At 52.6% G+C, this 24,438-nt stretch carries 21 protein-coding genes and 1 pseudogene; 6 read left to right on the forward strand and 16 right to left on the reverse strand.

Going from position 1 to position 24,438, the window contains the following annotated elements; translation table 11 throughout:
* The first annotated feature begins 4 nt into the window (after nucleotides 1–4).
* Nucleotides 5–1,171: an ADP-forming succinate--CoA ligase subunit beta gene (gene sucC / locus B9P82_RS01110; RefSeq protein WP_003022927.1), complete on the forward strand. Its 1,167-nt coding sequence runs from the start codon at nucleotides 5–7 to the stop codon at nucleotides 1,169–1,171.
* Nucleotides 1,171–2,040: a succinate--CoA ligase subunit alpha gene (gene sucD / locus B9P82_RS01115; protein WP_003022929.1), complete on the forward strand. Its 870-nt coding sequence runs from the start codon at nucleotides 1,171–1,173 to the stop codon at nucleotides 2,038–2,040. The genes sucC and sucD overlap by 1 nt, the downstream gene beginning before the upstream one ends.
* A gap of 81 nt (nucleotides 2,041–2,121) precedes the next feature.
* Here the strand turns inward: sucD and B9P82_RS01120 are convergent, their stop codons facing one another.
* Nucleotides 2,122–2,838, reverse strand: a complete 717-nt coding sequence (locus tag B9P82_RS01120) for a GntR family transcriptional regulator (RefSeq protein ID WP_019076293.1) — start codon at nucleotides 2,836–2,838, stop codon at nucleotides 2,122–2,124.
* A gap of 184 nt (nucleotides 2,839–3,022) precedes the next feature.
* Between B9P82_RS01120 and mngA the strand changes: the two genes are divergently transcribed.
* Nucleotides 3,023–4,939 (forward strand): PTS 2-O-a-mannosyl-D-glycerate transporter subunit IIABC, encoded by a 1,917-nt coding sequence (gene mngA, locus B9P82_RS01125; RefSeq protein ID WP_101699827.1) that lies wholly within the window; start codon nucleotides 3,023–3,025, stop codon nucleotides 4,937–4,939.
* Between the two features lie 24 nt (nucleotides 4,940–4,963).
* The gene (gene mngB, locus B9P82_RS01130; RefSeq protein WP_101699828.1) at nucleotides 4,964–7,597 is read left to right on the forward strand and encodes a mannosylglycerate hydrolase; all 2,634 of its coding nucleotides are present in this window, start codon (nucleotides 4,964–4,966) and stop codon (nucleotides 7,595–7,597) included.
* A 53-nt stretch (nucleotides 7,598–7,650) separates the two neighbouring features.
* On the opposite strand, the gene B9P82_RS01135 is transcribed toward mngB, so the two are convergent.
* From B9P82_RS01135 to otnK, 8 genes are read right to left on the reverse strand one after another with little or no spacing between them, the layout of a single operon-like run.
* Complete coding sequence (locus B9P82_RS01135; RefSeq protein WP_016152288.1) at nucleotides 7,651–8,304, reverse strand: aspartate/glutamate racemase family protein; 654 nt, start codon at nucleotides 8,302–8,304, stop codon at nucleotides 7,651–7,653.
* The gene (locus B9P82_RS01140) at nucleotides 8,301–8,720 is read right to left on the reverse strand and encodes a GlcG/HbpS family heme-binding protein (RefSeq protein ID WP_101699829.1); all 420 of its coding nucleotides are present in this window, start codon (nucleotides 8,718–8,720) and stop codon (nucleotides 8,301–8,303) included. Before B9P82_RS01140 ends, B9P82_RS01135 begins: the two co-directional genes overlap by 4 nt.
* Before the next feature lie 5 nt (nucleotides 8,721–8,725).
* The gene (locus B9P82_RS01145; RefSeq protein ID WP_016156006.1) at nucleotides 8,726–10,072 is read right to left on the reverse strand and encodes a bile acid:sodium symporter family protein; all 1,347 of its coding nucleotides are present in this window, start codon (nucleotides 10,070–10,072) and stop codon (nucleotides 8,726–8,728) included.
* Between the two features lie 21 nt (nucleotides 10,073–10,093).
* Complete coding sequence (locus B9P82_RS01150) at nucleotides 10,094–10,906, reverse strand: beta-keto acid cleavage family enzyme (RefSeq protein WP_101699830.1); 813 nt, start codon at nucleotides 10,904–10,906, stop codon at nucleotides 10,094–10,096.
* Nucleotides 10,907–10,934: 28 nt separating this feature from the next.
* Complete coding sequence (locus tag B9P82_RS01155; RefSeq protein WP_101699831.1) at nucleotides 10,935–11,711, reverse strand: hydroxypyruvate isomerase family protein; 777 nt, start codon at nucleotides 11,709–11,711, stop codon at nucleotides 10,935–10,937.
* Nucleotides 11,692–12,498 (reverse strand): DeoR/GlpR family DNA-binding transcription regulator, encoded by an 807-nt coding sequence (locus tag B9P82_RS01160; protein ID WP_046274719.1) that lies wholly within the window; start codon nucleotides 12,496–12,498, stop codon nucleotides 11,692–11,694. Before B9P82_RS01160 ends, B9P82_RS01155 begins: the two co-directional genes overlap by 20 nt.
* A gap of 9 nt (nucleotides 12,499–12,507) precedes the next feature.
* A complete protein-coding gene (locus tag B9P82_RS01165) occupies nucleotides 12,508–13,152 on the reverse strand; it encodes a 3-oxo-tetronate 4-phosphate decarboxylase (protein ID WP_016152294.1) in 645 nt (214 codons plus the stop codon).
* Complete coding sequence (gene otnK, locus B9P82_RS01170) at nucleotides 13,149–14,405, reverse strand: 3-oxo-tetronate kinase (RefSeq protein WP_101699832.1); 1,257 nt, start codon at nucleotides 14,403–14,405, stop codon at nucleotides 13,149–13,151. Before otnK ends, B9P82_RS01165 begins: the two co-directional genes overlap by 4 nt.
* Nucleotides 14,406–14,776: 371 nt before the next feature.
* Between otnK and B9P82_RS01175 the strand changes: the two genes are divergently transcribed.
* Nucleotides 14,777–15,670: a PocR ligand-binding domain-containing protein gene (locus B9P82_RS01175; RefSeq protein ID WP_101700003.1), complete on the forward strand. Its 894-nt coding sequence runs from the start codon at nucleotides 14,777–14,779 to the stop codon at nucleotides 15,668–15,670.
* Here B9P82_RS01175 and cobA read toward each other — a convergent pair.
* Entirely contained in the window at nucleotides 15,649–16,437 is a 789-nt protein-coding gene (gene cobA, locus B9P82_RS01180) for a uroporphyrinogen-III C-methyltransferase (protein ID WP_101700002.1), read from the reverse strand. The genes B9P82_RS01175 and cobA overlap by 22 nt on opposite strands.
* 405 nt (nucleotides 16,438–16,842) lie before the next feature.
* On the opposite strand from cobA, the gene B9P82_RS01185 reads away from it, so the two are divergent.
* The gene (locus B9P82_RS01185; protein ID WP_047359471.1) at nucleotides 16,843–17,745 is read left to right on the forward strand and encodes a LysR substrate-binding domain-containing protein; all 903 of its coding nucleotides are present in this window, start codon (nucleotides 16,843–16,845) and stop codon (nucleotides 17,743–17,745) included.
* Between the two features lie 82 nt (nucleotides 17,746–17,827).
* On the opposite strand, the gene cobO is transcribed toward B9P82_RS01185, so the two are convergent.
* The 6 genes and pseudogenes from cobO to B9P82_RS01215 all read right to left on the reverse strand — a co-directional run bounded on the left by cobO (nucleotide 17,828) and on the right by B9P82_RS01215 (nucleotide 24,435).
* A complete protein-coding gene (cobO, locus tag B9P82_RS01190; protein WP_016156012.1) occupies nucleotides 17,828–18,430 on the reverse strand; it encodes a cob(I)yrinic acid a,c-diamide adenosyltransferase in 603 nt (200 codons plus the stop codon).
* 9 nt (nucleotides 18,431–18,439) lie between these two features.
* Nucleotides 18,440–20,092: a class I fumarate hydratase gene (locus B9P82_RS01195; protein ID WP_016152300.1), complete on the reverse strand. Its 1,653-nt coding sequence runs from the start codon at nucleotides 20,090–20,092 to the stop codon at nucleotides 18,440–18,442.
* Nucleotides 20,093–20,150: 58 nt separating this feature from the next.
* Complete coding sequence (gene glsA / locus B9P82_RS01200) at nucleotides 20,151–21,152, reverse strand: glutaminase A (protein WP_101699833.1); 1,002 nt, start codon at nucleotides 21,150–21,152, stop codon at nucleotides 20,151–20,153.
* 148 nt (nucleotides 21,153–21,300) lie between these two features.
* A pseudogene (locus tag B9P82_RS01205) lies at nucleotides 21,301–22,582 on the reverse strand (dicarboxylate/amino acid:cation symporter); the annotation flags it as partial.
* A gap of 168 nt (nucleotides 22,583–22,750) precedes the next feature.
* Nucleotides 22,751–23,068, reverse strand: coding sequence for a DUF4387 domain-containing protein (locus tag B9P82_RS01210; RefSeq protein ID WP_016152303.1), 318 nt, complete (start codon nucleotides 23,066–23,068; stop codon nucleotides 22,751–22,753).
* Nucleotides 23,065–24,435, reverse strand: a complete 1,371-nt coding sequence (locus B9P82_RS01215) for an acyclic terpene utilization AtuA family protein (protein ID WP_016156013.1) — start codon at nucleotides 24,433–24,435, stop codon at nucleotides 23,065–23,067. Before B9P82_RS01215 ends, B9P82_RS01210 begins: the two co-directional genes overlap by 4 nt.
* Nucleotides 24,436–24,438: the final 3 nt, after the last annotated feature.

The raw sequence follows: 24,438 nt of genomic DNA on the forward strand, positions 1-24,438 counted from the left end.
ACACATGAACTTACATGAATATCAGGCAAAACAACTTTTTGCCCGCTATGGCTTACCGGCACCGGTGGGTTATGCCTGTACTACTCCGCGTGAAGCTGAAGAAGCTGCATCTAAAATCGGCGCAGGCCCGTGGGTAGTGAAATGTCAGGTTCACGCTGGTGGCCGTGGTAAAGCGGGCGGTGTGAAGGTTGTGAACAGCAAAGAAGACATTCGCGCTTTTGCTGAACACTGGCTGGGTAAACGTCTGGTCACTTACCAGACAGACGCCCATGGTCAACCGGTAAATCAGATTCTGGTTGAAGCAGCGACCGACATTGGTAAAGAACTTTACCTCGGCGCAGTTGTTGACCGTAGTTCCCGTCGCGTGGTCTTCATGGCCTCTACCGAAGGCGGCGTGGAAATTGAAAAAGTGGCGGAAGAAACGCCGCACCTGATCCACAAAGTAGCGCTCGATCCGCTGGCCGGTCCGATGCCTTATCAGGGTCGTGAACTGGCGTTCAAACTGGGTCTGGAAGGTAAACAGGTTCAGCAGTTCACCAAGATCTTCATGGGTCTGGCGACTATCTTCCTTGAGCGCGATCTGGCGCTGATCGAAATCAACCCGCTGGTGGTGACCAAGCAGGGTGATCTGATCTGCCTCGACGGCAAACTGGGCGCTGACGGCAACGCGCTGTTCCGCCAGGCTGACCTGCGTGAAATGCGCGACCAGTCTCAGGAAGATCCGCGTGAAGCACAGGCTGCACAGTGGGAACTGAACTACGTCGCTCTGGACGGCAACATCGGTTGTATGGTTAACGGCGCGGGCCTGGCAATGGGCACCATGGACATCGTTAAACTGCACGGCGGCGAACCGGCTAACTTCCTCGACGTTGGCGGCGGTGCGACCAAAGAACGTGTAACCGAAGCGTTCAAAATTATCCTCTCTGACGACAATGTTAAAGCCGTACTGGTTAACATCTTCGGCGGTATCGTACGCTGCGACCTGATCGCGGACGGTATCATCGGCGCGGTAGCAGAAGTGGGCGTTAACGTTCCGGTCGTGGTACGTCTTGAAGGTAACAACGCTGAACTCGGCGCGAAAAAATTGGCTGATAGCGGCCTGAATATTATTGCAGCGAAAAGTCTGACGGATGCAGCTCAGCAGGTTGTTGCCGCAGTGGAGGGGAAATAATGTCAGTTTTAATTAATAAAGATACCAAGGTTATCTGCCAGGGCTTCACCGGTAGCCAGGGGACATTCCACTCTGAACAAGCGATTGCTTACGGTACGCAAATGGTCGGCGGCGTTACGCCGGGCAAAGGCGGCACCACGCATCTGGGTCTGCCGGTGTTCAACACCGTACGTGAAGCAGTAGAAGCGACCGGCGCAACCGCCACCGTTATCTACGTTCCGGCTCCGTTCTGCAAAGACTCCATCCTGGAAGCTATCGATGCAGGCATCAAGCTTATCATCACCATCACCGAAGGTATCCCAACGCTGGATATGCTGACCGTGAAAGTGAAGCTGGATGAAGCTGGCGTACGCATGATCGGCCCGAACTGCCCAGGTGTTATCACCCCTGGCGAATGCAAAATCGGCATCATGCCGGGCCATATTCACAAGCCTGGTAAAGTCGGTATCGTTTCTCGTTCCGGTACGCTGACCTATGAAGCGGTTAAGCAGACCACCGACTATGGTTTTGGTCAGTCTACCTGTGTGGGTATCGGCGGCGACCCGATCCCAGGCTCTAACTTCATCGATATCCTGAAGCTGTTCCAGGAAGATCCGCAGACTGAAGCGATCGTCATGATCGGTGAGATCGGCGGTAGCGCGGAAGAAGAAGCGGCGGCGTACATTAAAGATCATGTGACCAAGCCGGTTGTGGGTTACATCGCGGGTGTGACTGCGCCGAAAGGTAAACGTATGGGTCATGCTGGTGCGATCATCGCAGGTGGTAAAGGTACGGCGGATGAGAAATTCGCTGCGCTGGAAGCCGCTGGCGTGAAAACCGTTCGTAGCCTGGCCGATATCGGCGAAGCGCTGAAAACAGTGATTAAGTAAGAAAAAAAACAGCCCTGACTCTCTGCATAGTCAAGGTCTGGTCCCGTTTCGACATGGTTGGCCATCTGATGATGGCCTTTTTTAATGGCGTCGTTTTGCCACCAGCGTAAATTTATAATCGTCGCTTTTGAAGGTGTTGCGGCTGTATTCAAAAACACGACCATCGAGCAGAAACCCGCGAGAGATTTTCTCCAGCACTGGTTTCCCCTGCGGCATGCCCAGCATTTCTACAGTATCCTCATCCGGAATAACCGGGATCAGTTCCTGCTCGCTGCGATCGATAACCATCTTTTTGATCTGTTCTATATAGTGATATTTAGAATTTTCCATCACCTCCCAGGTGAGATCGGGAAAGAGGGCGAGCGGCATCCATGTCTCTTCGAGGGTAACGGCTTTCTGCTTAATAAAACGAACTCGTTTTACATGCCAGACTTTATCTTCAGCCGCCAGCTGTAGCCACTCGGCCAACATCTCTCCTGCTGGAATGACCTCAAAGACCTTCACTTCGCTGTGCGTTTCAACCTGACGGTCGGCAAGCTTCTCATAAAAACTGGTGAGCTGATAAATGTCGTAATTGACGCGCTCCTCTTTCACATACCAACCGCTGCCCTGAATGCTCTCGATAATATTCTGTTCCGTTAGCAGCTTGAGTGCTTGCCTGATGGTCACGCGGCTGACCTCGAAACGGCTCTGTAGCGTAGATTCTGTGGGAAGTGCATCACCTGGTTTTAATTCACCTTTTGCAACTTGTTCGCGCAGAACGTCGGCTATCTGGCGGTACATCGGTTTTTTGCTCATCTCTTTTCGCTTTTGTCGGCAATAAAGTCAGATATTCAAGACAAATTATGCGTACATTTTATCAATAGTAAATAATACAAATTAAATACAAATATTGTCTCGTTAGTGAAATTGATCACGTAAAGGTATTGTTTTGTCTGCGACAATCGCGGCACATAATAATGACAATCCTCTGAGGACCATGATGAATTTGACAATACTGTCCCACCCTCGCGCAGTCTGTGTGCAGGCGAGATTTACCGATCGTGACGATGCCATTCGCCAACTTACGCAGCGGCTGACCGAATTAGGCAAAATCACCGATGCCGACGCTTATCTGGCGGAAGTTTTTCACCGCGAATCGCTGGGACCTACGGCGCTTGGCGAAGGATTGGCGGTACCGCACGGTAAATCGTCGGCCGTGAAAGAGGCGGCTTTCGCGGTGGCGACGCTGAGTGAACCGATGGACTGGGAAGGTATTGATGGCCCGGAGTCTGTTGAACTTATTTTTTTACTGGCGATCCCGCCAGATGAAGCCGGTTCAACTCATATCCAAATCCTGACCGAACTGACCACCTGCCTTGCGGATGAGGATCTGCGTGCTCGCGTGATGGCGGCGACCAGCGCCGAAGCGGTGCTGGCGGCATTAGTGGTCGAAACACCGCCGCAGGCCGCAGTGGCGACGGCGGATGCGCCAACGATTGTTTGCGTTACCGCATGTCCGGCGGGCATTGCGCATACCTATATGGCGGCTGAGTATCTGGAGAAAGCCGGTCGGCAAATGGGCGTTAACGTGGTGGTGGAAAAACAGGGTGCCAATGGCATTGAAGACCGCTTAACGGCTCAACAACTGAATGATGCGCGCGCCTGCATTTTCGCCGCAGAGGTCGCTATTAAAGAAAGTGAACGTTTCAACGGTATCCCGGCGATCTCCGTTCCGGTTGCCGAACCGTTGCGCCACGCAAAAGCGCTGATTGAACAGGCGTTAGCGCTGGAGCCTCTGCAAAGCCAGCGTGTTTCTCAGCCACAGACAGAGGTGAAAAAGGGGCTGAAAACTGACCTGAAACAAGCACTGCTGAGCGGAATTTCGTTTGCCGTGCCGTTAATCGTCGCCGGAGGGACGGTACTGGCGGTGGCGGTATTGATTGCACAGATTTTCGGCCTACAGGATGTGTACAGCTTAGAGAAATCCTGGCTGTGGATGTATCGCCAACTCGGCGGCGGGATGCTGGGCACGCTGATGGTTCCGGTACTGTCGGCCTATACCGCTTATTCGCTGGCGGATAAACCAGCGCTGGCTCCAGGCTTTGCGGCGGGTCTGGCGGCGAACTTAATCGGCTCGGGTTTTCTTGGCGGTGTTGCCGGTGGCCTGATTGCCGGTTATCTCATGCGTTGGGTGAAACAGCATCTGCGTTTAAGCAGCAAATTCAATGGCTTTTTAACGTTCTACCTCTATCCGGTGATTGGCACGTTGGGCGCGGGTAGCCTGATGTTGTTTGTGATTGGCGAGCCTGTCGCCTGGATCAATACCTCGCTGACGGCCTGGCTAAATGGGTTATCAGGCACCAACGCGCTACTGCTCGGTATGATCCTGGGCTTTATGTGTTCGTTTGATCTTGGCGGTCCGGTCAATAAAGCGGCATATGCATTTTGTCTGGGCGCGATGGCCAACGGCGTATTCGGTCCCTACGCCATTTTCGCTTCGGTAAAAATGGTTTCTGCTTTTACCGTCACCGCCTCAACCATGCTGGCGCCACGCCTGTTCAAACAGTTTGAGATTGAGACCGGTAAATCCACCTGGCTGCTCGGCCTTGCCGGGATTACCGAAGGCGCGATTCCGCTGGCGATTGAGGACCCGATTCGGGTGATTGGCTCTTTAGTGATGGGGTCGATGGCGACCGGAGCCATCGTTGGGGCCATGGGGATTGGGCTTTCGACCCCAGGTGCCGGGATTTTCTCGCTCTTTTTACTTATCCCCACAGACCTAAGCGCGGTGATGGCCGCCGCGGGCTGGTTTGGCGCCGCGCTGATTGGGACGATTATCTCCACGGCGATTTTACTGCTCTGGCGGCGTCAAGCGGTTAAACAGGGGAAATACGTCACCGATAGCGTGATGCCGTAAGCACTTACTCAACAGGAAATGACGATGAAAGCAGTATCTCGCGTTCACATTACGCCGCATATGCACTGGGACCGTGAGTGGTACTTCACCACCGAAGAGTCGCGTATTTTGCTGGTTAACAATATGGAAGAGATCCTGACTCGCCTTGAGCAGGATGCAGAGTACAAATATTACGTGCTGGATGGTCAAACGGCGGTGCTGGAAGACTATTTTGCGGTGAAACCTGAAAACCGGCAGCGGGTTAAAGCGCTGGTGCAGGCCGGGAAGCTTATTATCGGCCCCTGGTACACGCAAACGGATACGACCCTCGTTTCCGGTGAGTCAATTGTCCGCAATCTGATGTACGGCATCCGCGATTGTATGGCCTTTGGCGAACCGATGAAGATAGGTTATCTACCTGATTCATTTGGGATGTCCGGGCAGATGCCGCATATTTATAATGGTTTTGGTATCAACCGGGCTCTGTTCTGGCGTGGGTGCTCTGAACGTCATGGCACCGATAAAACCGAATTTTTATGGCAAAGCGCTGACGGTAGCCAGGTGACGACACAGGTATTGCCGCTGGGCTATGCGATTGGTAAGTACTTACCCGAGGATGAGGCCGGGCTGCGTAAGCGACTTGACGGCTACTTCGAGGTGCTGGAGAACGCCTCGGTGACTAAAGAAATCCTATTACCCAACGGGCATGACCAGATGCCGTTACAGCAAAACATCTTTGCGGTGATGGATAAACTGCGTGAAATCTACCCGCAGCGAAAATTTGTCATGAGCCGCTTCGAGGAGATTTTTGCTCATATCGAAGCGCATCGGGAGACGTTGGCTACCCTGCACGGCGAGTTTATCGACGGTAAATATATGCGCGTGCATCGTACGATTGGCTCCACACGAATGGATATCAAAATTATCCATGCACGTATTGAGAATAAAATCGTTAACCTGCTGGAACCGCTCGCCACGCTGGCCTGGAGTTTAGGTTTTGAATATCACCACGGTCTGCTGGAGAAAATGTGGAAAGAGATTTTAAAGAATCATGCCCACGACAGCATCGGCTGTTGCTGTAGCGATAAAGTGCATCGTGAAATCGTTTCACGCTTCGTGCTGGCCGAAGATATGGCCGACAATTTGATTCGTTTTTACCTGCGTAAAATCACTGACAACATGGCGCACAGTGAAGAAGACAAGCTGGTGATGTTCAACCTGATGCCCTGGCCGCGTGAGGCGGTGATCAATACGACCGTACGTCTTCGCGCCAGCCAGTTCCGCCTGCTTGATGGAAGTGGAAATGAAATCCCTTATTTTATTCGTGGCGTGCGCGAGCTTGATCCTGGTCTTATCGACCGGCAAATCGTCCATTACGGCAACTACGAGCCGTTTATGGAGTTTGATATTCAGCTCAACCAGATTCTACCTTCGATGGGGTACTGCACGCTGTATATCGAACCGCATGTTGCTGGCCGTCAGGCGATACCCGCTCCGGCGACCCAGGCACTGTTGGAGAACGCGTTCTGGCTGATCGATCTCAATGACGATGGAACGCTACAGCTACGCGATAAGGATTCAGGGATTGTTTATCAACGCGTACTGGAGATTGAAGAAAGCGCCGATGACGGGGATGAGTACGATTACTCCCCCTCGCGCGAGGATTGGCGCCTCACGTCTGCGGGCGTTGCGTTTGAGCATGAAATTATCCGCGAGGGATGGCAAGACCGGGCAATCATTCGCTATCGGATGGCGGTTCCGGCGGATCTGGAGGCGCGCGCGTCACGTCAGTGCAATGGTGAAGTTAGCATCGAAATAGGTGTTACGCTGAGCCATAACAGCCGGCGGATTGAGGTTGATATTCGCATTGACAATCAGGCTGACGATCACCGAGTTCGGGTGCTTATCCCCACGCCATTTCACACTAATGACGTGTTGGCTGATACCCAGTTTGGTTCGCTGCTACGGCCTGTTCACGATGAAGCGATGGCCAACTGGCAGGCTGAGGGATGGAAAGAAGCGCCGGTGCCGGTCTGGAATCTGCTCAACTACGCCGCGCTGCAGGAGGGGCGTCATGGACTCGCGGTGTTTAGCGAAGGATTGCGCGAATTTGAGGTAGTGGGCGAGGAGAGAAAAACGTTTGCTCTGACGCTGCTCCGTGGCGTCGGCTTACTCGGCAAAGAGGATCTCTTATTGCGTCCCGGCAGGCCGTCAGGCATAAAAATGGCGGTACCGGATTCCCAGATGCGGGGCGTGCTGCACGGGCGCTTTTGCCTGTTTAGTTATAGCGGGACGCCGCTTAACGTTGGTCTGGCTCAGCAGGCGCGTGCCTGGCTGACGCCCGTCCAGTGTTATAACAAAATCCCGTGGGATGCGATGAAGCTCAACAAAGCAGCGTTTACTGTTCCCGATAGCTACAGCCTGTTGAGTATGTCACCGGTTGGCTGTCAGCTTAGCGCGCTAAAAAAAGCAGAGGACAGAGATGAAATCATCCTGCGTTTATTTAATCCCTCTGACAGCGTCAGCTGCGATGCCGCCGTGTCGTTTAGCCAAAGCGTAATGCGTTGCCGCGAAACCGGTATGGATGAAATACCCGCTGGCGAGCAGAGCGATACGAAGGGAATTAACGGCGTGTTTCGGCCAGGGCAGTCGCGGACGTTTAGTCTGAAACTGGCCTGAAAGAAGTGATGAGTCAGCGCCAGCAATCTTATGCTGGCGCTGACCGGCCGCTATCAGGATGATGCCAGTGTTTTCAACCAGCGAATTCCGCTTTCCGGCGAGGTCATTACCGGCACCGGCGGGGAAGGGAGCTGCTGTAAAACGCGCGCCATCGAGGCCTGCGCCAGCATCACAACATCTGCCTGGGTAAAGGCGCTCTGTAACCCTTCACTGACGATACGGTCATGAGTATCCATGTCTCCCGCCAGCAGCGCGTGGAATGCCTCCTCCATTAATATAGGCGTGATGGTTCGCGATTTACCGCTCTGCTGCACTTTGCGCTGTACGTAATCCAGCGTTGGCTTCAGCGTGGTTGCCACGGTCGCCAGTACGGCGATCCGCTCACCTTTTTCAATCGCCTCTTCCACCATTGCGCAATCAATGCGTGCGAGCTGAAGTGGGGTCATAAACTGGCATTGCTCCACCGCAGTACCAATTGAGGAGCAGGCGGTAATAAAGATATCGCAGTCCGCCTTTTCGGCAATATGTACATAATCGGCGATGCGGGCGGCAATATTGGGCGTCACGCCCTGGGCCTTCATTACCTGCTTGATCATGGATTCTTCCACCAGGTGCATGACTTCAACATCCGGCATGATGTCGGCAATCAGCTGTTGCATCATCGTAAGCGTGGCGGCACTGGTATGCAGCATGGCGACCTTTTTCATTGGGCAATCTCCTTAAGTAACGTTTCCGCGACGGCCAGCGCCGCATCATGATCTTCCTGCGCGGATAAACCGCCTACCGCGACGGCCCCAAGGCATTTTCCTTGGTGCAGAATCGGGATCCCGCCCGGCAGCGCCGTAAACAGCGGGTCGGCAAAATAACCGATATCCAGTTGCTCTTTCTGCAGTCGCTGTAAAAATGCCTGCGTGGTACAGCCCAGGCGGCTACTGGTGCGTGCTTTGCGCTGGGTTAACTCGATGGTTAACAGTTTGGCGTTATCCATCCGCGCAAAGCTGAGTAGTTCGCCATTGGCATCGCATACGGCCACGCTTAACGGGCGTTTTGCGTAACATGTTTCGGCGAGTTCGAGCGCAGAGGCCACGGCGCGCAGGGCATGCCCCAGAGTGAGAGTTGTCATTGTGATTATCCTTTTGACAGATTTTCGCAAGCGGGTTGAACGGGATCTTTGGCTGCGGCTGCCTGCGCCTGTCTGGCGTCTTTCTTGCGCCAGTAGTTCGCGAGCAGCGAGCCGCTGACGTTGCCAAGCGGAGTCATCACCGCCGAGGCCAGGCCAACCGTTGCCAGTTTGCCCATCGCTGCGGCAAGCCCGGACGCCATGCCGCCATTTTGCAGGCCGACTTCAAAGGCTACGGTGCGGGCAGACTGTACGTCCATGCGGAAGATCCAGCGGCTCATCAGATAGCCAATCAGGAAGCCGCCGAGGTTATGCATCAACATGGCGAAGCAGAGCAGGAAGCCGACCTGCACCAGGTTCTCGCGCCCGGCTGCGGCTGCGGTGGTCGTAAAGAAAATGATCCCCATCATTGAGATGGTCGGCATGATTTTCTTCACGCCCGCCACGCGGCCATACAGCCAGTTGTAGAACAATGCCCAGACGAGACCGCCTGCCACGAAGTTGAGCACCACCGCGTACATTTGCGCGTCGGCGCTGGCGTGACCAAACAGTGCGTCCCAGCCGCCAGCAATCATATACAGCAGCCAAAGAGCGCCGATCCCGGCCAGCATCTGGACGACACGGCGTCCGCGCACGCCCGCATAGGTTTTCAGATAGTCATGCAGAATTGCCGCGCCGATGGGGATCAATACGATTTTCACCACATCCATTACCATCGCGGTGAGCTGGATATCGATCATCGACCCCGCCAGCAGATTAACCCACAGCGGCGTCATCACCGTCGCCGCCAGCGTTGAGACTGCGGCGATCGAGACCGCCAGCGCCAGGTTGGCGTTCGCGATATAGACCATGACGGTAGAGGAGAGTCCGCTTGGGCAGGCGCCAATCAGCAGAATCCCGACCGCCACCTCAGGCGGAAAGTTAAAGATAAGCGTAATGCTCAGGCCGAGCAGAGGCATGATGACGAAGTGGCAGAAGGTGCCAATAAACACCGCCCACGGCATTTTGGCGACGTCAATAAAATCCTGGATCGTTAGCTTAGTGCCCATGCTAAACATGGTGGCCTGAATGACGAGAAACACGATCCATTTATGGGTGATATTGAAACCGCCCCAGACGATCAGATCCGTAGACCAGGTCATGGCGGCGACAAACCCGGCGATGATCCATAGCGTAAACTGATAGCTGCGTAGACCCGGCCAGTAGCCTGCTCCGGCGGCGAATCCGGCGGTGAACATCACCAGCCCTGGCTGCCAGAGCGCCGCGGACTGGATTAGCGCACCGATAATCGCCAGCGCCGCGCCCGCAACGCTGACGCCGAGTCCGGTTTTGTGAATAACAGTGGTCATAGTCATGTTGAAATGTCCTTGCTGTTGTTATTGCTGCCGGGATGGAATAGATAACATGTGCCGCGCAATTTCTGGCGTGGCGACTTTTTTATCCATGCTGCGAATGAGCGTGGCGAGTTTGGCAACCTGCTGGTAATTATGCTGTGCTTTTTCTTCAGCGCTTAAATAATAGCTATCCTCAAAGCCGATTCGTACTTCACTGGCCCCCATGCCGACGGCGGCGGCAATAATATCGAAGTTCTTTCTGCCAAAATGAGTAATACCCCATAAGGCATCGCGCGGGATCATGCTACGCAGAGCAATTAAAGCGTCAATGGTTGCTGGCGTACTGCCGCGATGGCCGAGGACGATATTAAAGAGCATGGGTTTTTGGAATTTTATTTTATCTTCAAGGTTCAGGATGTTATTAATCATGCCAATTTCAAAAACTTCAAACTCGGGAATAATATTGCGCTCAACTATTTTCCGGGAGCAATATTCCACGTCCGGACCGGGATTAAAGTACACCGCATCTCCGAGGTTGACGGAACCGACGTTCAGCGAAGCCATCTCTACGCCGGGGCAGGAGAGTGGCGCGCAGCGTTCGGCGATGGACATTGAAGAGACGCCGCCGGTAGACGCCTGAATAATCAGGTCTGAATGGCGCATGACGTTATCAATGGTCGCCTGAAAATCGGTGGTATCCGGCGTCAGGCGACCCTGTTTATCGCGAACGTGTAAATGCACGATGGACGCGCCATGCTCTACGCTGGCGAGTATTTCCTGCGCCAGTTCTGCGGGTATAACTCTGGGGCAATCCGCGGCAACGGGTGCCAGCGAAATAATAACAGTATCCGACATATTTTCCTCCGGTACAGAGATATTTAAATTATAGGTAAGGCTTTATCCAGTTTAATGAGTCGGGCCCTGATGTTGATGGTTGATATTCACAGCCAATCCAGCCCTGGTAATTCATTTTTCTAATAAAATCGAATAGCCATGTTTCATTTAATTCACCTGTTCCCGGTTCATGGCGATAGGGGACAGAAGCAATTTGAAAATGTTTAATTAAGGTGAAGTAGCGTTCAATATTTTTTGCCACATTGCCATGAATTTTCTGACAGTGGTAAATATCAAACTGTAAACCGATATTTTTCTTGCCAACCTCTTGAATAATAGATTCGGCCAACGGAAAACTGTCAATAAAATAACCGGGCATATCCTGCGAATTTAACGGTTCAATCAGCACATCGATTTCCGCTTCAGCCATCATATCGCAGGCGATACGCAGCCGGTTGGTCAGGAGAGTGCGCTGAGCGTGAAGCGTCAGATCGTCGCAGCGCGAACCGGCCATAACGTGAACCCGACGACAGCCCAGCGCCGTGGCGTAATCACGCGCCACGTTGAGGCTATGGTGAAATTCCGGGTCTCGACCGGGCTGCGCGGCCAGTCCCCGCTCACCTTGTGCCCAGTTACCCGCCGGTGCGTTCATCAGCACCACCGGCAGGGATGTTTCCCGCTGTGCAGCGTGCAAATGCGCCAGCGGGTGCTGCCAGAGAAATAGCCCTTCAACGCCGCGAAAACCAGCCGCCTGCGCCGCCGCAAATCGCGCCGCTATTGGTAAATCTGTAAACAACCAGTCGAGGTTAGCCGCTAACTTCAGCATGGCGCGCACCCTCCCGGTTATCAACCAGATGCAGCTTAACGCCCTGGCTGGCAAGAGTTTGCTGGGCGTTTTCCGGTAACCGGTTATCAGAAATAATGTCGGTTAACTGTTCCAGCCCACAGATATGGAACATGCCGTATTTGCCAAACTTACTGCTGTCGCAGACCAGCACCCGACGCCGGGAAACGGTGAGTACCGCTTCTTTAACCGAGGCTTTCCCTTCGCTCGGCGTCGACATGCCGCGTTCGGTATCCCACGATGAGGAGCTCAGAAACGCCACGTCAATATTAATGGTGCGCAGAAAACTGGCGGCGCTTTTTCCAAGGCATGAGCGGTTACGCTGATCCACCAGACCACCGGTGTGATAGAGCGTGATGTGCGGCATATCCATCAGATAGTGGCTGATGGAAAAATCGTTGGTTACTACCGTCAGATTGAAACAATGGCTGGCGGCGACCGCTTTCGCCACTTCAAACAACGACGTTCCGGCATCCAGATACAGCGTTTGTCCGGGCTCAATGAGCATGGCGGCGAGCTGGCCCATTTTACGTTTCACGTCATGATTCAACTCGGCTTTTTCCCGCCATGGCAGCTCGGATTTCAGCAGGTTATTGAGCTTCACTCCGCCGTTAATGGCGATAACTTTGCCTTCTTCTTCCAGCAACTGGATGTCGCGACGCACGGTCATATGCGACACGCTCATCAAATCTGCCAGTTCATTAAATGAGGCGGCATTTTTTTCGTGCACGTAGCGGTAGATAAAATCACGTCGTTGCTCGGGGATCATTATGTCACCTCACGCTTGCCGGGAATGTTCAAGTTCGGCCACCGCTTCTTCTGAGAGCGGAACATAGCCAAGCGGTTTTAACGTCAGCCAGATGCGGGCGCTGTCTTCCAGTTCTTCAGCGTTAAACACCGCCTCACGCAGCGAGCGACCGCTTACTACCGGCCCGTGATTGGCCAGCAGCGCGGCCGTATGGTCTGCCGCGATTTCACTCAGTGCGCTGGCAATGCCTTCATGGCCAGGTTTGAAATAGGGCAGCAGCGGTAACTGCCCGACGCGCATCACATAGTACGGTGTTAATGGCGGCAGGCAGTTTTTCGGCGTGGTGCACGGCAAGCAGGAGAGCGCGGTCAGCCATGGAGAATGCAGGTGCACGACCGCGCCGCAGGATGGCCGATGTCGATACCACGCCAGATGCATGGGCACCTCTTTTGAGGGTTTGTCGCCGCTAAGATGAACGCCGTTGGCATCCAGCCGACTTAGCGTGGCAGGATCAAGCTCGCCCAGACAAGAGTTGGTCGGGGTCACCAGATAGCCGCCATCCGGCATTTTGACGCTAAGATTGCCGGAACCGCCGCTGCTGTAACCGCGCATAAACAGGGAACGGCCATAGTGGACGAGTAGTTCGCGCAGTTGGTGTTCACTCACCGAATTCATAATGCGTACTCCTGGGCAGTAAAAAAGAAATCGTCGTCACCAAAGTTGCCTGACTTCAGCGCCAGCGCCAGACCGGAGGAAAATACCCACGGCACGCCTGGCGCAATGGCTTTGCCGACGGACAGACGCTTCACCTGCAAGGCTTCCACAACGGTGCCGGAGGTTTCTCCGCCCGCGACGATAAAGGTGTTTACACCCGCAGTTCGTAGCTTTGAACTCAGCCGGGCAAAAGCGTGTTCGATTGCCTGGCTGGCGACCTGTTCGCCGTGCTCCTGTTGAATACGTTTGAGTACGTCTGGCGGCTGGGTGGCGTATATCAGTGGCGCTAATGAGTCGCTGATATGCGTCATCGCCCAGGCGCTCAGTTCATCGGTGTAGCGTTCGGCATCAGACAGGCAGCGGGACACATCAAGCAAACGAGACGCTGCCGCGGCCTTGTAGCGATTAACCTGACGATTGCTCATTGCCGAACAGCTACCGGAGAACACCACCGTTTTGGCAGGCAGTGGAAAGGAGTCCGGCGGCATGGATTGCTGGCCTCCGCTGCAGGCGGCCAGAGCGCCGCCGAGCCCGGAGCCACCGGCTAACAGAGGGCTGGCATGGAGAGCTTGCGCCAGCGTGTTGAGATCTGCTTCATCCAGCGTATCGACGATAACGTGACGCGTACCTTCAGCCTGAAGTTGGGCCAGGGCGTAAGTGACCGCTTCCACACCTTGACGCAGGGTCGTGAGGTTGATGCAACCAACCGCGCCTGGCGTTTGCGCGCTCAGCAGGCGCGGCAGGCTGGCATCGTTCATTGGATTGAGCGGATGCTTTTCCATCCCGGATTCGTTAAGCAGTACACCGTGTACAAAAAGATGACCATGCACCACCGTGCGTCCGTTTTGCGGCAGAGCGGGGCAGTGGACGATCAGCGGAACCTGCAGGTCGTTCATCAATGCATCGCTGACCGGGCCAATATTGCCTGTTGGCGTGGAGTCAAACGTCGAACAATATTTAAAATAAATCTGGCGGACACCTGCATTTTGTTTCAGCCAGCGGGCACAGGACAGGGATTGGGTGACGGCCTGTTCTGCGGGTAATGAGCGGCTTTTCAGCGAGATGACGATAGCGTCAACCTCTTCATTCCAGCATTGCGCGGTATCGGGCATACCGGGCAGAAGCGCGACGCGCCACCCCTGCTGCGCCATAAAGCTTGCAATGTCCGTTGCGCCGGTAAAATCGTCGGCGATAACGCCTGTGGTGACGGCCATGGATCAACTCCGTTCAGATTGTTTGCTAATTGAACATATTATTCAGGAGGGCCTTTCACATTCACATGATGATTATCACAAATAAGCACATCATCGATTCACATTAAAAACGGGTAATTTATTGAAAATAATGAGGTTAGGTGTTGAGTGTTGCGAAAAGAGTTTCACAAGAGAGTGTGAAGATTCGTTAATCTTTGAGAAAGCGAAGTCGCGGTGTGCTGCAGAGTATTATCGTGGTCGCTATAATTTTCTTGCCAATTGATCATAATCATCTGCACAAATGAGATTATTTTTTGCGGTGAGCATCATTCTTTCCTGAGGCTAATTTTTGCATATTAGCGGCCTTAATATTATTAATGCCGGAGGATAACGTGCCGCTGAAAATCCAGGATGACTATTTACACCGTTTTTTCTCTATCGCAGAACTCTTCTCCCGAGCCACTGGGTTAGCCACAGTCGTCGTTGATATTAACGGTATAGCGTTGTCTAAATGTCATAATTTTAATTCGTTTTGCACATTAATGCGTGCGGATGAGCGCTATCGAGCAGGTTGCCAAAAGTGCGACAAGTACTGTGCTTTTGAGGCATTAAAACAGCTTAAACCCAGAATACTCACCTGTCATGCAGGGCTAAGTCTGTTCTCGATGCCATTAATTCATGAGGGACATCTTTACGGTTTTATTATCTGCGGGCAGGTGCGGGTAAAATATCAGGAATATAAAACTATCGCTATTGATAACATAAACTCATGGATTAATAACCCCGAGATTAAAGCAGAGTGGGGCCAGTCTGCGATGGTGGATAATAATGTACTGGTGGCGTCAGCAAATTTGTTAAGTTTTATTGTTGATAATTTTGAGAAAGAACAATTGATCTCTGAGAAGATTGAGGTTCCGGCAACCCGATACGCTCATCATTATTTCACTGAGCCTTCACGTCACGAGAAAAAACTTATGGCGGCGCTGCGTTATATTGACGAGAATTTGTATGGTGAATTGTCTTTGGAATCTGTCGCGGCTCATGTGTGCTTAAGCGCGAACTATTTCAGCCGGTTTTTCAAGAAACGCCAGGGTGTTAATTTTAAAACCTGGGTGAGTCAGAAAAAAATGCAAAAAGCAGGGGAGTTATTACACGATCCGGTTCATTCCATAGACAGTATTGCCAGGAAACTGCAATACGCGCAAACCAGTTACTTTTGCCGCGTTTTCCGGGCGGCGCATCAAACGTCGCCCCAGTCTTTTCGTCACGCCAGACTTTCGCAGTAAAGATTGTCTGGCAGCTTGATGGCTTCAGGTATAAAAGAGAGCCGATCGCTCAGGGTCACCACATCTCCGATTACAATCAGCGCCGGTGGAACAATATTAGCTTCCAGCGCCTTGCTCAATAATGAACCGAGCGTGCAGGTCAGGCGACGTTGATTTTCTCGGGTCGCGGACATAATTAGCGCGGCGGGCGTGTCTGCTGATTTCCCGCCCATCAACAGCTCTTCACAGATAAACGCCAGATTGGCGATACCCATGACGATGACCAACGTGCCGTTAAGTTTCGCCAGTTGACGCCAGTCCTGCTGCTGATTGCCTTCACGCGTGTGGCCAGTCACCACGTGAAAACCGGAGGCAAAATCGCGATGCGTCACCGGGATACCGGCATAGGTCAGGCCGCCAATCGTAGAACTAATACCCGGTACAACTTCAAAAGGGATGCCCATTTCAACCAGATCCTCCACTTCTTCAGCCCCACGGCCAAAGACATACGGATCGCCACCTTTGAGGCGCACAATGTTGTGGTGTGTTTGGGCATACTGGACCAGCAGTGCGTTGATTTCATCCTGGGGAACGCAATGGAAGCCTGGATTTTTGCCGACATTGATAAGCAGGCAGTCAGGTAATGCCCATTCCAAAATTTTAGGATTGACCAGCCGATCGTAAATAATGACGTCGGCCTGTTTAATGCACATCATTGCTTTGAGGGTCAGTAATGAAATATCACCAGGACCTGCTCCAACGAGCCAGACCTTTCCGAAAGTTTTCACAATGTGTCCTTTATCACGTCTGTCAAAAAATGGCACAAACGACATCAATAAATGATTAAAAGCAGTCGTTTGCCCGTAAGTTATAACGTGAAATTATCCAGGATTAGCGCGTGGATAATATTGATTAATCTCGCAAAGTTTTTTCTGCAATAAACAAGAAGACTTGAAAAATTATTAAGAACTTATTGGCACTATTTACTTAGGTTTAACCTTATTTAAATTGTGTTTATTGTTGTGCTTGAGTATTATTGGTTAATATTTATCCGCCATCAGTGTGAGCAAATCATGGATTGGATCAATGACATCAATGGAGAAAATAAAATATAACTCTCGGTGCTTATCTGGGTGCCTTGAATTATTTTTTATAAATTAAACTATTTTTGTACGCTGCATATGGAAGAGGTTATGAGAGGAAAAATACCCAAGACGGAGTTGCTGGTAACTTTTGAAGTGGTTGCGCGTCACGAAAGTTATACCCGGGCAGCTGAAGAGTTGGCGTTAACACAAAGTGCTGTTTTCCGCCAGGTGAATGCACTGGAGGATTTTCTTAATACCGCGCTATTTAATCATGCCAAAAAACGTATTTTTTTAAATGCGGCCGGCAAACACTATTTAAGTATCGTTAAAGAAACGTTAAATAAACTCGAGCGTGATACGACCACAATAATGACCTGGCAACCGACCGTACAGGTTATTGAGCTGGCGGTAAATCCGACGTTTAGTACGCATTGGTTGATCCCCAACCTGCGCGAGTTTAACAAACTCAATCCTGATATTATTGTGAACATCCATTCGCTGGCGAATATCGGTGATTTTCTTAATCGTGAGTATGATGCGGCAATTATGCGCGAAGATTTCTACTCACCGTGGTCAGAGGTTGAGTACCTGTTTGAAGAGGAAATTCTGCCAGTTTGCAGCCGCTGCCTGCTGGCCGAACCGGAACGGAAACTGTCAGTCCACGAACTGCTGAACGAATACCCGCTGTTGCACCAGAGTACGCGAATCAAAGGCTGGCAGGAATGGTTTGCGCTGTCCAACGTCAGCAGCCCGCTGGTAAATAAAGGCCCGAGATTTGATCTGTTGTCGATGTTGATTGCGGCGGTCCGTTCTAATCTGGGGGTTGCGCTGCTTCCTCGTTTTGCCATTCAGCACGATCTGGACAATGGAGATATGGTCATTCCTTGCGATGTTCCGATGCGCACCGGGAACCGTTTCATTATGACGTGGCGTGAAGAGAAATCGGAGTCTGCGCATTTACAGACATTTCGTAACTGGTTGCTCAGTAAGTCCGTGGTGTCGGCTGCCTGATGGTGGTTTGCGCTTTATCAGGCCTACAACGATTGGTAGGCCGGATAAGACGCGTTAGCATCGTTATCCGGCAAAAGAACGGCTACCAGTCGATTCCAATCTGTGCCTGAATCCCGCGGTCAAACGCGTGCTTGACCGGGCGAATTTCACTGACCGTATCGGCCAGTTCCAGTAACAGCGCATGGCATCCGCGCCCGGTCACGATGACGCTTTGCTCCGCAGGGCGATTTTCGATGGCGCTGATAACCTCCTGGGTGTCCAGATAGTGGTAAGCCAGCATGTAAGTAAGCTCATCCAACACCACCAGATCGTACTGCGGATCAGCCAGCATGCGCTTACTTTCCTGCCAGACTACCGTTGCCGCCTCGATATCCGCTTGCCGATTTTGGGTTTCCCAGGTAAATCCGGTGCCCATAATATGAAATTCGACACCGAGCGGTTGAAGCGTGTTGTACTCGCCATTATCCCACTGGCCTTTAATAAACTGCGCGATGCCAACGGTTTTTCCGTGACCAACCGCGCGCGTTGCCGTACCAAAGGCTGCGGTGGATTTTCCTTTACCGTTGCCGGTGAAGACAATCAGGATCCCTTTCTTCTCCGTTGCTGCCGCCACGCGGGTATCAACCTGTTCTTTCAGTTTCTGCTGACGCTGGCGGTGTCTGTCATTATTGGCTCGCGCTTCCATGGTGACTCCTTAATGTCCTGCCGGACAGGTTGCGCAGCGGTGCTGCTGCTCAAACTGGCTAAAGAAGTTATTGCCTTTGTCATCCACTAATACGAAGGCCGGCATATTTTTAACTTCCATCATCCACACCGCTTCCATTCCCAACTCGGGATATTCAAGGCAGTGCAGGCTCTTCACGTACTGCTGCGCCAACAAGGCTGCGGCGCCGCCAATGCTGCCGAGGTTAAAACCACCATGTTTGCGACACGCATCCGTGACTTGCGCGCTGCGGTTGCCTTTCGACAACATGATCAGACTGCCGCCCGCGGCCTGGAAAGCATCGACGTAACCGTCCATGCGCCCGCCGGTTGTGGGACCTAGCGAACCGCAGGCCAGATTACTGGGGGTTTTAGCCGGGCCCGCGTAATAGACGATATGGTTTTTCATGTAATCTGGCATCGGTTCGCCGTTATCCAGGCGCTCTTTGATTTTGGCATGCGCGATATCGCGAGCCACAACAATCGGGCCGTTTAACGATAAACGCGTCCCAATTGGCAGAGTGGTGAGATCCTGCAGGATCTCGCGCAACGGACGATTCAGATCCAGTTGTACGGTCTGGGCGCCATTTTCTACCCGCTGTGAATCGGGAATAAATTTGCCCGGATTATGCTCGAGTTTTTCCAGCCAGATTCCGTGTTTGTTGATTTTGGCCTTAATGTTGCGGTCGGCTGAGCAGGAGAGAGCCATGGCGATAGGGCAGGAGCCGCCGTGGCGTGGCAGGCGGATCACCCGGATATCGTGGGCAAAGTATTTGCCGCCAAACTGCGCGCCGATGCCAAACTCGCGGCTGGCGTTAAGCAGCTCGGCTTCCAGCGCCGTATCGCGGAATGCCTGACCCAGTTCGTTCCCGCTGGTGGGCAGGTTATCGTAATATTTAGTTGAAGCCAGTTTAGCAACTTTCAGCGTCTGGTCGGCGGACAAGCCTCCAACGACGAAAGCGATGTGATACGGCGGGCAGGCGGCTGTACCCAGTGATTTCATTTTTTCGATCAGAAACGCGGTGAGCTTTTCCGGCTGCAGAATAGATTTGGTTTCCTGGAACAGCGCCGCTTTGTTAGCAGAGCCGCCGCCTTTGTTGACAAACAGGAAACGGTATTCGTTACCCGGCGTGGCGCTGATGTCGATTTGCGCCGGCAGGTTAGTCTGGGTATTGACCTCGGTATACATGTCCAGCGGGGCATTTTGCGAGTAACGCAGGTTGTTTTCGGTGAAGGTGGTGTACACGCCTTTGCTTAATGCTTCTGCATCATCGCCGCCGGTCCAGACATGCTGTCCTTTGCAGGCCACAATGGTTGCCGTCCCGGTATCCTGGCAGTTGGGCAGGACGCCTTTGGCCGAAACCTCAGCATTGCGCAGCAGTTGCAATGCGACGTACTTATCGTTACTGCTGGCCTGCGGATCGTGCAGAATGCTGGCTATCTGTTTTAAATGTCCGGCGCGCAGGAAAAATGAAGCCTCATAAAATGCCTGCTGGGCTAATAAGGTTAGCGCTTCTGGCGCAACCTTAATCACTTCCTCTCCGTCTAACTCCGTTACTGCAACGTGCTGGTTACTCAGTAATTCATATTCGGTATTATCTTTACTCTGAACAAAGAGTTCCTGCCAGACAAATGGTTTAGACATGTTTACATCTCACCTTTTAGTTAATATGTCGGATGGCGCTCACGCCATCCGTAATTGCTTAATGCGCTAAAAAGACATTGGCTTTTGTCGCTTCGGCGACATATTCGATCGTTTTCTGGGCGCGAACGCTGTTACCGGCTTCATCCAGCGGCGGAGAATAGACGGCAATCGCATATTCGCCCGGGACAACGGCGACCATGCCGCCGCCGACGCCGCTTTTTGCCGGGATGCCCACGGTGTAGAGCCATTTACCGCTGCCGTCGTATAGTCCGGCAATCGCCATTTCTGCCAGCACCTGCGGAACATATTTTTCATTCAGCAACTGCTTGCCGTTGAATGGAGATTTGCCTTTGTTCGCCAGTACCGCCCCCATTTTGGCCAGTTGCTCAACGGTGATATCCACCGAGCACTGACGGGTATAAATTTCGACGGCTTCGTCGGTATTGCCATAGAAGCTGTTATAGGATTCCATCAGCTTCGCCAGCGCCTGATTGTGCTGGTTGGTTTCCATCTCGGATTTAAAGACCGGCTCATTAACCGTGAGCGTGGCGTCGGCCCAGACGTTCAGGTTGTCGAGGATTTTGTTCCAGCGATCGGTTTTGTCTTTGGCTTCAATCAGGCTAACGGTGCTCATCGCCCCGGCGTTTACCAGCGGGTTCTCAGGCGCGCCTTTGGTCAGCTCAACCGCTAAACCGGAGTTGAAGGGCATGCCAGTGGCATTGGCCCCGAGTTTTTCCAGCACCACCTGAGGGCCGTGCTGTTCGATGGCGAGCGCCATGGTGAAGACTTTGCTCAGGGATTCCATGGGGAAGGGTTTGTTAACATCGCCAACCTGGTAGATCTTGCCGTCCACCGTGGCAATGGTGATGGCAAAGTTATTCGGACTGTAGGTCGCCAGAGCAGGGATGTAGTCGGCGACTTTTCCATCGTGGTTACTTTTATATTTTTGATGTGCCTGGTCGATAAGCTTTGCGTAATCCGGCGTGGTTTGCGCGAGAGTCGTTGCGCTGAACAAAACGCTGAAGGAAAAAATACTCACGCCGAGAAGAGTTTTAGTCATGGTGCAATCCTGTTGGTGTACTCATCATGGTGCCGGATGGCGGTGTACCGCCTTATCCGGCCAACGGATAGTGAAACGTTATGCAGGCCGGATAAGCGCAAGCGCCATCCGGCAATAACGTCGTATCAGGACAACGCGACTTCTGTTTCGGTAACCGGACGTTCTTGTTCCGGGGTCTTCACTGGTGCAGTGCCACGACAACCCTGGCCGAAGTGTTCACCTTCCCAGCGACCTACAATGGCAGCACCCATTGCGTTACTCATGACGTTGGTAGCAGAACGACCCATATCGAGGAACGGATCGACGCCCATCAACAGGATCAGACCGGCTTCAGGAATGTTGAACTGGTTCAGGGTTGCGGCGATAACCACCATTGATGCACGCGGTACGCCCGCCATCCCTTTAGAGGTCAGCATCAGGATTAACAGCATGGTAATTTGCTCGCCCATGCTCAGCTCAATGTTGCACGCCTGAGCAATAAAGACGGTGGCAAATGAGCAGTACGCCATGGAGCCGACCAGGTTAAAGGAGTAACCGATAGGCAGAACGAAGCTGGCGATTTTTGAAGAAACGCCGAATTTTTCCAGCTTGTCCAGGGTGCCAGGGAAGGCGGCTTCTGAGCTGGAGGTAGTAAAGGCCAGCAGTGCAGGCTCGAGGATTGATTTGGTCAAACGCGCGATGCAAGGCCCGACTATCATGGTTGACAGGCCAATCAGGATTGCCCACAGCATACCCAGGGTCAGATAGAATTCACCCATGAAGATCCCGGCGCTGACCATCACACCCAGACCACGTTCGGCAATCAGACCAGAAATAGCGGCAAAAACGGTCAGTGGTGCAAACAGCATGACGTAGCCCGTCAGCTTCAGCATCACGTGTACCAGTGAATCCAGAACCTTCACGATAGGCTCGGCTTTTTCACCAATCGCGGCCAGGCTGCAACCGAGGAAAATTGAGAACACTACGATCTGCAGAATTTCGTTACGCGCCATCGCATCGACAATACTGGTCGGTACCGCGTGCGAGATGAACACTTTCAGCGTGAATGGCTCTGACTTAACGGCGGCAACAGCCCCGACGTCATGTGGCACGAAGTTGATCCCCGCGCCTGGCTGGAAGATGTTAACGATAACCAGACCCAGTGCAATTGACACCAGAGAGGCGCAAATAAACAGGAAGAAGGTTTTCGAAAATATACGTCCCAGCGTTTTGGCATCGCCCATTTTGGCAATACCAACAACCAGAGTTGAAATAACCAATGGCGCGATAATCATTTTTACCATGCGTAAGAATATGGTGGTAAAAATAGAAATATCTGCTGCATAGGATTTTGCGGTTTCAGCCGCGGCCATATTATTTATGGCCACCCCGGCAATCATGCCGAGTATCAGGCCTAATATGATCATCTTCGTTAAACTTATTTTCTTCATGTGTACTCCATCGGATAAAGGCTGGTAATTGGAATTGTGTAGGGTGGCGTGCGCCTGAGCCTGGACAGCAGCTCAGACGCACGCCTGTTGTGACCAACCGCATGAATAATTCGAAGCACTGTGATACCGCTGAATTCTGTGCTCCAATGGTTGTTATTGTGTTTTTTGTTACAAGTCGAACTCAATACTTAATAATGGAGCGTGTTGCTGAGCACCATAAACATCATTATCACCGACGTTGCCGGAAATAATATCGCGCGGCATGACGATTTTTACGGCATTCGCCGGATCGAACCACACGATATTGTGAATGAAGTCAGGTTCAACATTATATAAACTGGCAATGAGCTGCGGCGTTAATTGCTCGCAGGCTTTTACCCGCTGATAGTCTTCCCTGGTTTTAAATAAAATATCTAAAACCAGTTCGTACGGTCCGGCGTTTTTGGAGCGAATAACCTGCGCCAGTGAACAAATTGAGTGTTTCATGCCTGAACTCCTTCTGGCGTCACCTGTTCAATGTGGAAATCAAATCGCAGCGCATCGCTCGCTTCAATCAGGTGATAGATCGAGAACTCATACACCGGTCCACTTTGAATATCAGATGGCGAGAACGGGAAGGCGAGGTTGCCCGCAGTCGCAATGCGATTTTCATAGCCGTAGTGCAGCAGGGTAGAGCGTACCAGCGAGCAAACGCTGTTGGCGATATCCTGCGTCGGCGCAACGACATCCAGTAAAATCCCCAGCTCATGACCGGCGGTTTTCATCGGTTCATGGTTGCCCATCACACCGTTCTTACCATACAGGTGGAACGTCATGCGGATACTGTCGTCATTCAGTGAGAGGTTACGCGCCACGCTTGCCTGTACCTCTTCGAGAATGGTGTCAATCCCGGCAATCATAATTGGGTCGCGCGTTCCGGCGATGGTCAGGCAACGGAAGCCAACCTGGCGCGCGCCTTCCAGTTTCAACGCATACGGTGTTTCTTCATGACGTGAACCACTGACATACACTTCGCCCTCGTTAACCTGGGTAAAGGTGCACGCTTTCAGGTTCAGCACGCCGCCTGGTCCTGGCAGGAAGTACGGATCGGACTTCTCATACAGGGTGTGCGCCGCAGCGGAAGTTTCAGTGAACTTACGCTTGGGATTGAACGCCTTCAGCGTAAAGCCGTTGTCATCAATGATCCCCATCGCACAATCTGAGCCGGAGCCAGGGGTGGCAGCAATGGCAGCACACTCAAGGATCTTCCCGCAATGAAGTGCCAGACCTTCATCAAAGCCCTGCATTATTGGCAGCGCGGCGAAGCAGGCCGGATCGTAGGCACGTCCGCCCAGAACCACCTGCGCGCCAGCTTCGAGCGCACGCTGAAAAGGCTCGACGCCCATCTGCGCGACAATGTAGGTGCTCTCTTCAATTGCATCGTGAGTCAGTTCAGGCACAAAATCGAGCGCGGTGATTTTGCCGTTATCCAGCGCCTGATGAACGATTTCTTTGTCGACATCAGACGGGATTAACGCCATTGAGAAGGACAGTTTTTCTTCCTGTGCGATCTCATGGATTATCTGGCGACACCACTCCAGATGCGGAGCTGCGCCAGAACCACCGGCCGTGCCGATCACTACCGGGATGTTGTTCTTCACGCCTGCCACGATCATATAGCGCAGATCGCGTTTCACACCGGCCCGGTCGGTAAAGGGTTTACCCGCCCCCAGATAGTGGGGGCCTGGATCGGAGGAACCTGCGTCAACAGCAATAAGATCCGGTGACTCTTCCATGGCTTTACGAAAACTTTCTTCCGGGAAGCCATAACCCAGGATAGCCGTAGGCGATAAGATCTTAAATGTGCGTGCCATCTC

Origin of the sequence: Citrobacter sp. L55, from assembly GCF_002850715.1 — a bacterium.
Taxonomy (GTDB): domain Bacteria; phylum Pseudomonadota; class Gammaproteobacteria; order Enterobacterales; family Enterobacteriaceae; genus Citrobacter; species Citrobacter braakii.